Source organism: Pseudomonas sp. LBUM1679 (assembly GCF_059695565.1).
Genome location: NZ_CP166774.1, coordinates 2,214,178 through 2,226,622, shown reverse-complemented (window position 1 = coordinate 2,226,622; position 12,445 = coordinate 2,214,178). Strand labels below are relative to the sequence as shown.

14 protein-coding genes, 1 tRNA gene and 1 pseudogene are annotated in these 12,445 nt (G+C 57.4%); 4 read left to right on the top strand and 12 right to left on the bottom strand.

Annotation, left to right across the window (positions count from 1 at the left end):
* Positions 1–209 precede the first annotated feature (209 nt).
* On the top strand, positions 210–1,232 hold the full coding sequence (locus tag ACA062_RS10350) for an AraC family transcriptional regulator (RefSeq protein ID WP_497456268.1): 1,023 nt from the start codon (positions 210–212) through the stop codon (positions 1,230–1,232).
* 138 nt (positions 1,233–1,370) lie between these two features.
* On the opposite strand, the pseudogene ACA062_RS10345 reads toward ACA062_RS10350, so the two are convergent.
* The 10 genes and pseudogenes from ACA062_RS10345 to thrS all read right to left on the bottom strand — a co-directional run.
* Positions 1,371–2,099 (bottom strand): annotated as a pseudogene (locus tag ACA062_RS10345) (KUP/HAK/KT family potassium transporter); the annotation flags it as partial.
* Between the two features lie 492 nt (positions 2,100–2,591).
* Positions 2,592–2,668 (bottom strand) — tRNA-Pro (locus ACA062_RS10340).
* Between the two features lie 89 nt (positions 2,669–2,757).
* Positions 2,758–3,114: a MerR family transcriptional regulator gene (locus ACA062_RS10335; protein WP_093218077.1), complete on the bottom strand. Its 357-nt coding sequence runs from the start codon at positions 3,112–3,114 to the stop codon at positions 2,758–2,760.
* Complete coding sequence (ihfA, locus tag ACA062_RS10330) at positions 3,095–3,397, bottom strand: integration host factor subunit alpha (protein WP_002553164.1); 303 nt, start codon at positions 3,395–3,397, stop codon at positions 3,095–3,097. The genes ACA062_RS10335 and ihfA overlap by 20 nt, the downstream gene beginning before the upstream one ends.
* Positions 3,398–3,400: 3 nt before the next feature.
* Positions 3,401–5,782 (bottom strand): phenylalanine--tRNA ligase subunit beta, encoded by a 2,382-nt coding sequence (pheT, locus tag ACA062_RS10325; protein WP_497456267.1) that lies wholly within the window; start codon positions 5,780–5,782, stop codon positions 3,401–3,403.
* Positions 5,783–5,808: 26 nt separating this feature from the next.
* Entirely contained in the window at positions 5,809–6,825 is a 1,017-nt protein-coding gene (gene pheS / locus ACA062_RS10320; protein ID WP_007905876.1) for a phenylalanine--tRNA ligase subunit alpha, read from the bottom strand.
* A gap of 109 nt (positions 6,826–6,934) precedes the next feature.
* Positions 6,935–7,291 (bottom strand): 50S ribosomal protein L20, encoded by a 357-nt coding sequence (rplT, locus tag ACA062_RS10315; RefSeq protein ID WP_307336783.1) that lies wholly within the window; start codon positions 7,289–7,291, stop codon positions 6,935–6,937.
* A 28-nt stretch (positions 7,292–7,319) separates the two neighbouring features.
* A complete protein-coding gene (gene rpmI / locus ACA062_RS10310) occupies positions 7,320–7,514 on the bottom strand; it encodes a 50S ribosomal protein L35 (protein ID WP_008145659.1) in 195 nt (64 codons plus the stop codon).
* A 60-nt stretch (positions 7,515–7,574) separates the two neighbouring features.
* Entirely contained in the window at positions 7,575–8,126 is a 552-nt protein-coding gene (infC, locus tag ACA062_RS10305) for a translation initiation factor IF-3 (protein WP_176469887.1), read from the bottom strand.
* Positions 8,126–10,048: a threonine--tRNA ligase gene (gene thrS / locus ACA062_RS10300; RefSeq protein WP_497456266.1), complete on the bottom strand. Its 1,923-nt coding sequence runs from the start codon at positions 10,046–10,048 to the stop codon at positions 8,126–8,128. Before thrS ends, infC begins: the two co-directional genes overlap by 1 nt.
* A 373-nt stretch (positions 10,049–10,421) precedes the next feature.
* Between thrS and ACA062_RS10295 the strand changes: the two genes are divergently transcribed.
* The gene (locus ACA062_RS10295) at positions 10,422–10,724 is read left to right on the top strand and encodes a hypothetical protein (protein WP_128870601.1); all 303 of its coding nucleotides are present in this window, start codon (positions 10,422–10,424) and stop codon (positions 10,722–10,724) included.
* A 292-nt stretch (positions 10,725–11,016) separates the two neighbouring features.
* On the top strand, positions 11,017–11,229 hold the full coding sequence (locus ACA062_RS10290; protein ID WP_003179963.1) for a cold-shock protein: 213 nt from the start codon (positions 11,017–11,019) through the stop codon (positions 11,227–11,229).
* 70 nt (positions 11,230–11,299) lie between these two features.
* Here the strand turns inward: ACA062_RS10290 and ACA062_RS10285 are convergent, their stop codons facing one another.
* Together ACA062_RS10285 and ACA062_RS10280 are read right to left on the bottom strand one after the other, a co-directional pair.
* Positions 11,300–11,620: an I78 family peptidase inhibitor gene (locus ACA062_RS10285; protein WP_497456265.1), complete on the bottom strand. Its 321-nt coding sequence runs from the start codon at positions 11,618–11,620 to the stop codon at positions 11,300–11,302.
* 165 nt (positions 11,621–11,785) lie between these two features.
* The gene (locus ACA062_RS10280; RefSeq protein ID WP_497456264.1) at positions 11,786–12,091 is read right to left on the bottom strand and encodes a hypothetical protein; all 306 of its coding nucleotides are present in this window, start codon (positions 12,089–12,091) and stop codon (positions 11,786–11,788) included.
* Positions 12,092–12,223: 132 nt separating this feature from the next.
* On the opposite strand from ACA062_RS10280, the gene ACA062_RS10275 reads away from it, so the two are divergent.
* Entirely contained in the window at positions 12,224–12,436 is a 213-nt protein-coding gene (locus ACA062_RS10275; protein WP_497456263.1) for a hypothetical protein, read from the top strand.
* The last annotated feature ends 9 nt before the right edge of the window (positions 12,437–12,445 follow it).

The window sequence follows — 12,445 nt, the reverse complement described above, 5'->3', positions numbered from 1 at the left end:
CGACGGTGGCAAAGTGAATGCTCTAAGGGCCCCTTGAAGATGACCAAACGAGCCGAGCGGATAGGTGTAGATCGCCCAGGCGCAATTACTGGTATTTCTTGATCCGTATCAGAGGGGCGTAATGAATTGTGCGCCGCCGTACGGGTACAATATTGTCCTAAGGCGAAAGAGTTTTGTCCTGAGACGAAGATCAGACAAGGAAACAGGCGATGCAAGTCATGGTGCGGAGTGCTTCCCTGACCGGTTACCGGGCGCTCGTGAGCGAGCTTGGCGGCGATCCGCTGCCATTCCTGGCGCTGTTCCAGATCGCTCCCGCGACACTCGATGACGACGAGGGCATGGTGCCTTACAGCGATGCTATCCGGCTGTTGCAGGCGACCGCCGAATGCTTGCATTGCGCTGATTTCGGCCTGCAGCTAGCCGACCGGCAAGGGCTGCAGGTGCTGGGACCGTTGGCCATCATCGGGCAGGACGCGCGGACTGTGGGCGAGGCGTTCGGCGTGATAGGCCGATATTTGCATTACCACAGCCCGGCCCTGCGTATCGCGGTGGAAGCCGATGACACGCCTGATCTACGCCGCATCGCGTTTACCATCGATGTCGCCGGCTGCCCACAACGCAACCAGGCGATAGAGCTAACGTTGGGGGTTGTATGCAATGTGCTGAAAATGTTGGCGGGCGAAACGGTCCGTCCCACGCGAGTGCTGATGCGTCATGAACCCAGCCTGCCGGAGCGGCGCTACCGCGACTGGTTCGGCTGCGAGGTGCGTTTCGGGGAAGCGGTCAATGCGCTGCAGGTCCATGTCGATGTATTGGCGCTGCAGATTGACCCGTCCCAGCCCGGCCTGATTCGCATGGCGCAATCGTATGTCGAAAGCATCATCGGGCAACGACCGATGAGCCTGGCCGGCCAGGTCGGCGCCTTGATCGAGCGCCTGCTGGACACCAATACATGCACCTTGACGCAGGTGGCGGCGCATGTGTGCATGCACGAGCGCACGCTGCAAGGACATCTGATGGCGGAGGGACTGAGCTTTTCGATCCTGGTGGACAGGGTCCGGCGTCAACGCGCGGAGGAATACCTGGCGCAAAAGGCTATGCCAATGGCGCAGATCACTGGGCTCCTCGGCTATGCCGAACAAAGCTCCTTCAACAAGGCGTGCCAGCGCTGGTTCGGCGCTACGCCGAAAGCTGTGCGCGCAACAATCTTACTGTCCACTTGGGGTAGATAGACCTGCGCATCCAGTTGGTTGTTGATGACCTTTTCGTTACAAACTCCCATATGCTTCTGCTACCGACCTTTTGCGTTAGCCGGGACAAATGACCGTATATGGGCTCCTCCTCATTGCAAGCCTCCTTTGCTATGGCGCCTCGACCAGCAAAAATCCAAGCAGCATCGGGATGGCCAGCCAGCGCGGCGTTTTCCATAGGAGCAAGACGACTGCCGAAGACAGGACGGTGGTGATCAACATGGCCCCCGTCACAGCGACCCCATTGGCGGCGGACAAGGCGCTGGACGACTCGAAGCCAATCACCAGCAGCACAACACCGACCTTCAACGCCCAGTTAACCGTGCCGATGTGACCGGGCCGAACAGGGTACCACTGCGAGCCGTGCCGTGTTTCTGAATCAAGAACAGCGCCACCAGAACAATCACGGACAGGGGCACCATCAAACGCCAGCTGTAGCTCTTCAACTGCGCAAAGGACCGAGATGGCGGGGGTAATCATGCTATCGCCGTAAAAGAGCGCCGCACCGAACAAGGAACAAGCCAAGCAAAACCAGCACCTTACTCATTTACGGATATGGGGCGGCCGCACGAAGGGCCAGCCGTCAACGCCATGATGCCGCCTTCGCCCTAGTTGTTGGAACGCAGGATGAACAGCACATACTTGATCGAGACCACCCAGATCAATGACCAGAATATCAACGACAGAATGCCCAGCACGCCATCGTGGTTGGCTTGGACCCTAGTGACCGGCAAACACCTCCCTAAGAGTGTACAAGGGGCTGGTGCCAACATCTCCGTACACCACCCCGACAGCAGCGACAAGTAGTCCTACCGCTGAAGTTTTGCGATGGGGGTTCTTCAATTGCATGGGTCGTTGTTTCGCTCACTTTCTACGTCTCGATTATTGAGGGCCGAAAACGCATTCCGTGAGATTTTAAGGCCGTTGTGGACTTCAGTAAAACTGCCATCAGATTCAAATGAGTAATAAAGACAGTAGTCCTTTCACAGCCAAGTGATCACTCTTTCTGAAAGGCTTGCTCAGGCAACACCTTCTGCTCCCCTACGAGCAGCATTGATCAAGCCAAGGAAATCATGTGAGTAAAAACCGAAAAGGCTGAGTGTTGCGAGGCATAAAGTCACTGTCAATTTTGCCGGCCAGTATCGTTGCGAGTACCCAGACCCACCGTAAAAACACGTAAGTTTTTTTGCGCTCTGACTCATGAGGAGACTGCTAAATAAGGCATTAACTCGCAAGAACGCAGCGAGGGTTCCACTCAGAGCCAGTCTATTTGTGGGGGGTAAAAACGACCAAAAATAAAAAGGGGTCGCAAGATAAAATCTCGCAACCCCTTGAATTATATGGTCGGGACGGAGTGATTCGAACACTCGACCCCTAGCACCCCATGCTAGTGCGCTACCGGACTGCGCTACGCCCCGACTAGGCGTGAAACTCGTCCTTCACCTCGAAGGACGCTCAAGAATATATCGCAAGCTTTTGAAAACTGGAAGTATTTAAAAGCAGAAATTTATTTCTTGAGCACAATCAGCACATCTTCCAACTCGGCAATCATCTGCCGGATCATCTGCTTGTACTGGGTGGTGTCATCTTTGGCTTCATCGCCGGACAAACGCAAGCGTGCGCCGCCGATGGTGAATCCCTGATCGTAAAGGAGCGCGCGGATCTGCCGGATCATCAGCACGTCCTGGCGCTGATAATACCGGCGGTTTCCGCGGCGTTTGACGGGGTTGAGTTGAGGAAACTCCTGCTCCCAGTAGCGCAGCACGTGCGGCTTTACGGCGCACAGCTCGCTGACTTCACCGATGGTGAAGTAGCGTTTGCCGGGGATGACGGGTAGCTCGTCGTTATGACTTGGTTCCAGCATAAGCCTCAACTCGGGCCTTCAACTTCTGCCCTGGACGAAAGGTGACCACACGGCGCGCCGTGATCGGGATTTCTTCCCCCGTTTTCGGATTGCGGCCAGGCCGCTGGCGTTTGTCCCGAAGGTCGAAATTGCCGAAACCGGACAATTTGACTTGTTCGTTGTCTTCAAGCGCGTGCCTGATTTCTTCAAAAAACAGTTCGACCAATTCCTTGGCTTCCCGTTTGTTCAGACCCAGCTCTTCATACAGACGTTCCGCCATCTCAGCTTTCGTCAAAGCCCCCATACGTCACTTCCTTAACGTGGCGTTCAACCTTTGTTCGAGCGAGGTGAGGATGTTTTGTGTCGTGGTATTCACCTCATCGTCATTAAGAGTGCGCGATGGATGCTGCCAGGTCAAGCCGACTGCAAGGCTTTTTCTATCAGGATCAATGCCTTTACCCTGATACACGTCAAATAGCCTGAGGTCTGTCAGCCATTCGCCTGCATTTTCACGGATTACGTCCAGTACGGCGCTGGCTGCGACGTCCTTGTGCGCAATCAGCGCCAGGTCACGTCGCACTTCAGGAAAGCGCGATAACTCCTGGAATTTAGGCATTTTACCCAATGACACTTCGGCCAGAACCAGCTCGAAGACGAAGACCGGACGGTCAAGACCGAGGGTTTTCGACAGTTCGGGGTGGATGGCGCCGACGTAGCCGACCAGGCGTCCTTCACGTTCGATGCGCGCGGTTTGACCCGGGTGCAGCGCCGGGTGTTTGCCCGGTACGAAGGTGAACGAATCAAGGGCACCGGCGAAGCCCAGCACCGCTTCCACGTCGGCCTTGACGTCGAAGAAGTCGACGACATCGCGACCTTGTGCCCAGCCTTCCGGCAGGCGGCTGCCGCAGACGACGCCCGCGAGCATTGGCTCTTGCTTCAGGCCTGCCAGCTGACCGACGAAACGCAGGCCGCTTTCGAACAGGCGAACACGATCCTGTTGACGGTTGAGGTTGTGCTGCAGCGCCTTGACCAGGCCGGGCCACAGCGACGAGCGCATGGCGGCCATGTCGTTGGAGATCGGGTTGGCCAGCAGCAGCGGTTCGACACCTGGATTAAACAACTCGAATTGTTTCGGATCGATGAAGCTGTAGGTGATCGCTTCCTGGTAGCCGCGAGCTACCAGCAGACGGCGCAGCTCAGGCAGGTCGCTGCGGGCTTCGGCCTTGGCTTGCGGTGCCAGGCGGGCTTGCGGATAGCGAACCGGCAGACGGTTGTAGCCGTACAGACGGGCCAGTTCTTCGATCAGGTCGACTTCCAGGCTGATGTCGAAGCGATGGCTTGGCACTTCTACGCGCCACTGCCCTGCCCCGTCGGCGGACACGGTCAGGCCCAGGGCGTTGAGCAGGCGCTCGACTTCGGCCGGGTTCATTTCCATGCCGAGCATCTGGGTGATGCGCTGGGCACGCAAGGTGACCGGGGCGATCTTCGGCAGGTGCTGCTCGCTGACGGTTTCGATGATCGGCCCAGCTTCGCCGCCGGTGATGTCCAGCAGCAGGCCGGTGGCGCGCTCCATGGCTTCACGGGCCAGCTGCCAGTCCACGCCACGCTCGTAGCGGTGCGAGGCGTCGGTGTGCAGGCCGTAGGAACGGGCCTTGCCGGCCACGGCGATCTGGTCGAAGAACGCGCTTTCGAGGAATACATCGCGGGTGGTCGCGGTGTTGACGCCGCTGTGCTCGCCACCCATGACGCCGGCGATGGCCAGGGCGCGGGTGTGGTCGGCGATCACCAGGGTATCGCTACGCAGGCTGACTTCCTGACCGTCGAGCAGCACCAGCTTCTCGCCTTCTTCGGCCATGCGCACGCGGATGCCGCCATTGATTTCGGCGAGATCGAACGCGTGCAGCGGTTGACCCAGTTCCAGCATCACGTAGTTGGTGATGTCGACGGCGGCGTCGATGCTGCGCACGTCGGCACGGCGCAGACGCTCGACCATCCACAGCGGCGTCGCCCTGGACAGGTCGACGTTACGGATCACGCGCCCCAGGTAACGCGGGCAGGCGGCGGGCGCCAGCACTTCAACCGAACGCACTTCGTCGTGCACGGCTGGCACGGTGGCGATGACCGGACGGGTGACTTCGGCGGCGTACAGCGCGCCGACTTCACGGGCCAGGCCGGCCAGGGACAGGCAGTCGCCGCGGTTCGGGGTCAGGTCGACCTCGATGCTCGAGTCGTCCAGGCCCAGGTATTCGCGAATGTCCTCGCCGACCGGTGCATCGTCCGGCAATTCCATCAGGCCGTCGTTGCCTTCACCCACTTGCAGCTCGGCCTGGGAGCACAGCATGCCGTTGGACTCGACGCCACGCAGCTTGGCTTTCTTGATCTTGAAGTCGCCTGGCAGTTCGGCACCGATCATGGCGAACGGAATCTTCAGGCCCGGGCGCACGTTGGGTGCACCGCATACCACCTGGAAGGTCTGCGCGCCATTGCTGACCTGGCACACGCGCAGCTTGTCGGCGTCCGGGTGCTGCTCGGTGCTCAGCACCTCGCCCACCACCACACCGGTGAATTCGCCGGCGGCCGGCGTTACGCTATCGACCTCAAGACCGGCCATCGACAGACGGGCAACCAGCTCGTCGCGACCTACCTGCGGGCTAACCCAGGCACGCAGCCATTTTTCACTGAATTTCATCCTGCTCTCCTAAGAATTCGTTACGACTAGCGAAATTGCGCGAGGAACCGCAAGTCGTTGTCGAAGAACAGACGCAAGTCGTTCACACCGTAACGCAGCATGGCCAGACGCTCCACGCCCATGCCGAAGGCAAAGCCCGAAAACTCTTCCGGGTCGATCCCGGACATGCGCAGCACGTTGGGGTGAACCATGCCGCAGCCCATCACTTCCAGCCAGCCAGTCTGCTTGCAGACCCGGCAGCCTTTACCGCTGCACATCACGCATTCCATATCGACTTCGGCGGATGGCTCGGTGAACGGGAAGTACGAAGGGCGGAAACGCACGGCCAGTTCTTTTTCGAAGAACACGCGCAGGAACTCTTCGATGGTGCCTTTGAGGTCGGCGAAATTGATGTCGCGATCGACCAGCAGGCCTTCGACCTGGTGGAACATCGGCGAGTGAGTGATATCGGAGTCGCTGCGGTACACACGGCCTGGGCAGACGATGCGGATCGGCGGCTGTTTCGATTCCATGGTGCGCACCTGTACCGGTGAGGTATGGGTGCGCAGCAACATGTTGGCATTAAAATAGAAGGTGTCATGCATCGACCGGGCCGGGTGATGGCCTGGGATGTTGAGCGCTTCGAAGTTGTGGTAATCGTCTTCGACCTCAGGGCCTTCGGCGATGCCGTAGCCGATGTGGGTGAAGAACTGTTCGATACGTTCCAGAGTGCGAGTAACCGGATGCAGACCACCCGAGGTCTGGCCGCGGCCAGGCAGGGTCACGTCAATGGACTCGGCAGACAGTTTGGCGGCCAGGTCGGCCTCTTCAAACAGTGCCTTGCGCGCATTGAGAACCTCTGTGACACGCTCCTTGGCAACGTTGATCAGGGCGCCGACTTGCGGACGCTCTTCAGCCGGCAGATTCCCCAGGGTCTTCATCACCTGAGTCAATTCGCCCTTCTTGCCAAGGTAGTGAACCCGGATTTGCTCCAGGGCATTGATATCTTCAGCGCTTTGCACAGCCTCTAGTGCTTGAGAGACGAGCGCATCCAGGTTTTCCATGTACAGACTCCAGATACAAAATAGGGGAAGAGCTTGAAGGCTCTTCCCCTATTTATGACGTTTAGCACCTGGCCCCACGAAGGCGAGGCCGGGTAACTGTCGGGGGTACTTAAGCCAAGCTGGCTTTAGCTTTCTCGACAATCGCAGCAAACGCCGCTTTTTCGCTCACTGCCAGATCAGCCAGAACCTTACGGTCGATCTCGATGGACGCTTTTTTCAGGCCGGCGATGAAACGGCTGTAGGACAGACCGTTGATACGTGCACCAGCGTTGATACGAGCGATCCACAGAGCGCGGAACTGACGTTTTTTCTGACGACGGTCACGGTAGGCGTATTGGCCTGCCTTGATTACCGCTTGCTTGGCAACACGGAATACGCGCGAGCGAGCGCCGTAGTAGCCTTTAGCAAGTTTCAGAATTTTTTTGTGACGTTTACGGGCAATGACGCCACGCTTTACACGAGCCATGAGTTACTTCCTCTATTCTTGACTAAAATTAACGAAGGCGCAGCATGCGCTCGACTTTTGCCACGTCACACGGTGCCAGCAAGCTGCTACCGCGCAGTTGACGCTTACGCTTGGTCGACATTTTAGTCAGGATGTGGCTCTTGAAAGCGTGCTTGTGCTTGATACCGTTAGCAGTTTTCAGAAACCGCTTAGCAGCACCACTTTTAGTTTTCATTTTTGGCATGTTCGGATACTCCGCATTCAGTTGATAAACATAATCAGAAGGCCTGCCGTGCCCTATTGATTACTTCTTCTTTTTCGGGGCGATGACCATGATCAGCTGGCGTCCTTCCATCTTAGGATGCTGTTCGACCGAACCGTACTCGAGCAAGTCACCTTCAACTCGCTTGAGGAGTTCCATCCCCAGCTCCTGGTGGGCCATCTCACGGCCGCGGAATCGCAAGGATACCTTGGCCCTGTCCCCATCACTCAGGAAACGTACCAGGTTGCGCAGTTTTACCTGGTAATCCCCTTCCTCCGTCCCTGGACGAAACTTGATTTCTTTAACCTGAATCTGCTTCTGGTTTTTCTTGGCCGCGGCAACCTGCTTCTTCTTCTCGAAGATCGATTTGCCGTAGTCCATCAGTTTGCAAACAGGGGGTACTGCATCGGCGGAAATTTCCACCAGATCCAGCTTGGCCTCTTCAGCCTTAAGAAGCGCGTCTTCAATTGACACAATCCCAAGCTGTTCACCCTCAGCCCCAATTAACCGAACCTCGCGTGCCGAGATATTCTCGTTGATCGGGGCTTTCGGTGCAGCTCGTTTATCTTGTCTCATTTCACGCTTAATAGTAATTACTCCGAATCTGGGCGACCACGCCGGGAAACCGCTTGCGCGAGAAACTCAGCGAACTGGGCGACGGGCATCGAGCCCAGGTCAGCACCTTCACGAGTACGCACAGCGACAGTCTGCATCTCGACTTCCCGATCTCCGATAACCAAGAGATAAGGAACCTTGAGCAACGTATGCTCGCGGATTTTAAAGCCGATCTTTTCATTTCTCAAGTCAGACTTGGCACGAAATCCGCTTTCGTTGAGGGTTTTTTCGACCTCGGCGGCAAAATCGGCCTGTTTATCAGTGATATTCATGATCACTGCCTGGGTCGGAGCCAGCCACGCAGGGAACGCACCCTCGTAGTGCTCGATCAGGATTCCGACGAAACGTTCGAAGGAGCCCAGGATCGCCCGGTGCAACATCACCGGGTGCTTGCGACTGTTGTCTTCGGAGACGTATTCGGCTCCCAGACGGATAGGCAGGTTAAAATCGAGCTGAAGGGTACCACACTGCCAGACACGGCCAAGGCAATCTTTCAGCGAGAATTCGATCTTCGGACCGTAGAACGCCCCTTCGCCCGGCTGCAGATCGTACGGCAGGCCAGCACTATCAAGGGCTGCAGCCAATGCTGCTTCGGCGCGATCCCACAGTTCATCGGAACCGACGCGTTTTTCCGGACGAGTGGACAGCTTCATCTCGACGTCTTTGAAGCCGAAGTCGGCATAAACGTCCATGGTCAGCTTGATGAACGCAGCGGATTCGGCCTGCATCTGCTCTTCGGTGCAGAAGATGTGGGCGTCGTCCTGGGTGAACGCACGCACGCGCATGATGCCGTGCAGTGCACCCGATGGCTCGTTACGGTGACAGGCACCGAATTCGGCCAGGCGCATCGGCAATTCGCGGTAGCTTTTCAGGCCCTGGTTGAACACCTGCACGTGGCACGGGCAGTTCATCGGCTTGATGGCGTAGTCGCGGTTTTCCGACTGGGTGGTGAACATGTTGTCGCCGTAGTTGGCCCAGTGCCCGGATTTCTCCCACAGGCTGCGGTCAACGACTTGCGGCGTCTTGATCTCCAGGTAACCGTTGTCGCGCTGCACCTTGCGCATGTACTGCTCGAGTACTTGATACAAAGTCCAGCCGTTCGGGTGCCAGAACACCATGCCCGGCGACTCTTCCTGGGTGTGGAACAGGCCCAGGCGCTTGCCGATCTTGCGGTGATCGCGCTTCTCGGCTTCTTCGATGCGCTGGATGTAAGCCGCCAGCTGCTTCTTGTCGGCCCATGCGGTGCCGTAGACGCGCTGCAATTGCTCGTTCTTGGCATCGCCACGCCAGTAGGCGCCGGACAGCTTGGTCAGCTTGAAGGATTTCAGGAAGCGCGTGTTCGGCACGTGCGGACCGCGGCACATGTCGACATATTCTTCGTGATAGTACAGGCCCATGGCCTGTTCGTTCGGCATGTCCTCGACCAGGCGCAGCTTGTAGTCTTCGCCGCGGGCCGTGAACACTTCGATCACTTCGGCGCGCGGAGTGACTTTCTTGATCACGTCGTAATCTTTTTCGATCAGCTGTTGCATGCGCTGTTCGATGGCAGCCAGGTCGTCCGGGGTGAAGGGACGTTCAAAGGCGATGTCGTAATAGAAGCCTTCGTCGATGACCGGGCCGATGACCATTTTGGCGGTCGGGTACAACTGCTTGACCGCATGGCCGACCAGGTGGGCGCAAGAGTGGCGAATGATCTCCAGCCCCTCTTCATCCTTTGGCGTAATGATTTGCAGCGTAGCGTCGGCGCTGATGATGTCGCTGGCGTCGACCAGCTTGCCATCGACCTTGCCGGCCACGGTGGCCTTGGCCAGACCGGCACCAATGGATGCGGCGACCTCGGCTACGGAAACCGGGTGATCGAATGAACGTTGACTGCCGTCGGGAAGAGTAATAGTTGGCATGGCGCCTCCTCTCCTAGTGGTGACCCCTACCAAAGGTCACGTGGGTTGGGATGAGCCAGTACAAGATCCGGTCCAGGCCATTCAATGACGAACGCCTGCCTTACAGCGGCAGGAGCCTTGCGGCCAACCGGAAAACCGAACCAGAGTGACTGGGATTCAAATCAGGGTTGTTCGCGCCTTTGCCGCCACCGGGACTGAAAGTCATCCGGAGCCTGCAAACGCCCGAGCGAAGCATGCTAGCACAGATGAACGGTCGTCGCCGCAGCCGGACCGCTACCGGGGCAAATCAGTGGTTTTTATGCCAGAGTGCTGAACTTGAACCCCGCTTTACCCCTCAGATAACAAGACATTGACCCACAAGGAGCATCCCAGCATGCGTCTGAATCGTTTATTCGCGGTAATCGCCCCCGTCGTCCTGCTGCTGCCACTGGCCGCCCATGCCGATTGGCCAAAGGGCGAGCGCGAGAAATACATGGCTCAGTGCACCGAGGCAGCCACCCCTCAGATCGGCGCGGCCGCAGCGAAATCTCACTGTGCTTGCGGGGCTGATGCGATCAAGTCTTACCCGGCGGCTGACATTCAGTCACTGATGGACAACACCGCCAGCGACGCCCTGAAACAAAAAGCGCTGACAAAGATTGCCGCCTGCAAGCCCGATTCCAAGGCGAAAAAGTAAGCCTGACTGACGGCCTTCAAGGCCTCAATCGACAATGAAAAGCCCCCGAAACGGGTTTTTTCCGACGATTTTTTCAGGTTTTACAGCTTTTTTTATCGTCTTTACTTTCGGCTGAAAGCCTTTTAAACCGGGGCTTTCAGCCATACATAGCAACAAAGAATGCGCTACTGTAGGACAAACAGCACGTCCGGGGGGCTCCCAAAGCGAACATTTCGACTATGATACCCCGGTGTGCCCAGTTGGCCTGAGCAGCACAGCACTACTGAAAATATATGTTTCTTGGAGATACACCATGTCTAATCGCCAAACCGGCACCGTTAAATGGTTCAACGATGAAAAAGGCTTCGGCTTCATCACTCCTCAAGGTGGCGGTGACGACCTGTTCGTACACTTCAAAGCTATCGAAAGCGACGGTTTCAAAAGCCTGAAAGAAGGCCAGACCGTTTCCTTCGTGGCTGAGAAAGGCCAAAAGGGTATGCAAGCTGCACAAGTCCGCCCAGAGTAAGTTTCTGGCGCACTAAAAAAACCCCGTCCATGTGGCGGGGTTTTTTATGGGCGCAAGCAAAGTGGAGCGATCAGCCGCAGTTGACGCGCGTGACCACCCGACTGGCATCGGTGTTCAGGTTCAAGCGATCGGAGCGGTACTCCAGCGTCACCATGTCGGTGGGCAGCAGGAACCGTGCGTTCTGTGCGCCTGCGCGGGTACGCGCCTGTTCCAGCAGTTCGGGCGAAGCCTTTTTGCCAATGGCGAATTCGGCAGCTTTGGCCTCACAACGGCTGTGCCCCGTGTCAGTGGTCGTGGCAGGGTCTGTTGTCGAGTCGGTGGAGGTAGTGCTGCAACCGGCCAACATGGCAGCGGCCAGCAAAGTACCCAATGACGCGAGCTTCCAAGGCATGAAGCCTCCTTTTTTCAGTAGTTGAGCTGAGATCGTGCGACCGCCAATCTGGCGTTTGGTTTCCCAGGGCGTACTAGCACCCTGCCCTCGATCATGAAAAGCGCCGAGTTTGCCTGAGCATCCCTGGCTGTCCACCGCGCAATCATGACTGAATATGAACAAGTCTCAATAGACATCGATGTAGTCGAAGGGCGGATTTGGCCAGTTCTGTTTCAGCGCATTGAAGATCTGCATGACCCAGACTTCGTCGCTGGCCGCGACACGCCCGACATAACCGGAGCCCTTGGCCCAGGTTTCCAGGCGAAACAACAGCCCGTCGATATCGGTGCCCCCCACGACGCCCGACGAAATGTAGGCGATGCCGCCCTTGGTCACCCGCAACTGAGTGTGTTCATCATCGCTGGCGCAGGCCAACAGCTGGCGCACGGCTTCAAGGGTCAAGCCGTCAGGGGTGTTCAAATCGATCTGCACAGCACGGTCCTTGAAAATCCATCAAAGGCCAAGTGTCGCATAGCCCTCCTCTCATGCCTAAGTCGGAGTGCCAAACGTCGCGCAAAATGGTTAACTTCACACTCAGACTTTCCCGACTTCACGAGCACCCTCATGACCACCGTAAGCATCGACGCCAACATCAACGCCAGCTGGCCACAGGGCCATAGCTCCTACAGCCCCGGCAGCCCGGAAGAGTTGGCAATCATCGCGATCGATCTATTGGTCAAGGAGCTGGGAACCGAAGCCGCCCGCTCATTCATCACGCAGGTGTTCGAAAAGTATCCGAAAAATTTCCTGGGCATCGCGCAGACAGCCAGGAACTGAGCCCCGCAG

Excerpts from the sequence above, each read along its gene's own strand:
- ACA062_RS10285 (WP_497456265.1), bottom strand. The coding sequence starts at position 11,620 with ATGCCTTGGAAGCTCGCGTCATTGGGTACTTTGCTGGCCGCTGCCATG.
- thrS (WP_497456266.1), bottom strand. The coding sequence starts at position 10,048 with ATGCCAACTATTACTCTTCCCGACGGCAGTCAACGTTCATTCGATCAC.
- ACA062_RS10350 (WP_497456268.1), top strand. The coding sequence starts at position 210 with ATGCAAGTCATGGTGCGGAGTGCTTCCCTGACCGGTTACCGGGCGCTC.
- pheT (WP_497456267.1), bottom strand. The coding sequence starts at position 5,782 with ATGAAATTCAGTGAAAAATGGCTGCGTGCCTGGGTTAGCCCGCAGGTA.
- rplT (WP_307336783.1), bottom strand. The coding sequence starts at position 7,291 with ATGGCTCGTGTAAAGCGTGGCGTCATTGCCCGTAAACGTCACAAAAAA.
- ACA062_RS10295 (WP_128870601.1), top strand. The coding sequence starts at position 10,422 with ATGCGTCTGAATCGTTTATTCGCGGTAATCGCCCCCGTCGTCCTGCTG.
- ACA062_RS10275 (WP_497456263.1), top strand. The coding sequence starts at position 12,224 with ATGACCACCGTAAGCATCGACGCCAACATCAACGCCAGCTGGCCACAG.
- ACA062_RS10335 (WP_093218077.1), bottom strand. The coding sequence starts at position 3,114 with ATGCTGGAACCAAGTCATAACGACGAGCTACCCGTCATCCCCGGCAAA.
- ACA062_RS10290 (WP_003179963.1), top strand. The coding sequence starts at position 11,017 with ATGTCTAATCGCCAAACCGGCACCGTTAAATGGTTCAACGATGAAAAA.
- rpmI (WP_008145659.1), bottom strand. The coding sequence starts at position 7,514 with ATGCCAAAAATGAAAACTAAAAGTGGTGCTGCTAAGCGGTTTCTGAAA.
- pheS (WP_007905876.1), bottom strand. The coding sequence starts at position 6,825 with ATGGAAAACCTGGATGCGCTCGTCTCTCAAGCACTAGAGGCTGTGCAA.
- ihfA (WP_002553164.1), bottom strand. The coding sequence starts at position 3,397 with ATGGGGGCTTTGACGAAAGCTGAGATGGCGGAACGTCTGTATGAAGAG.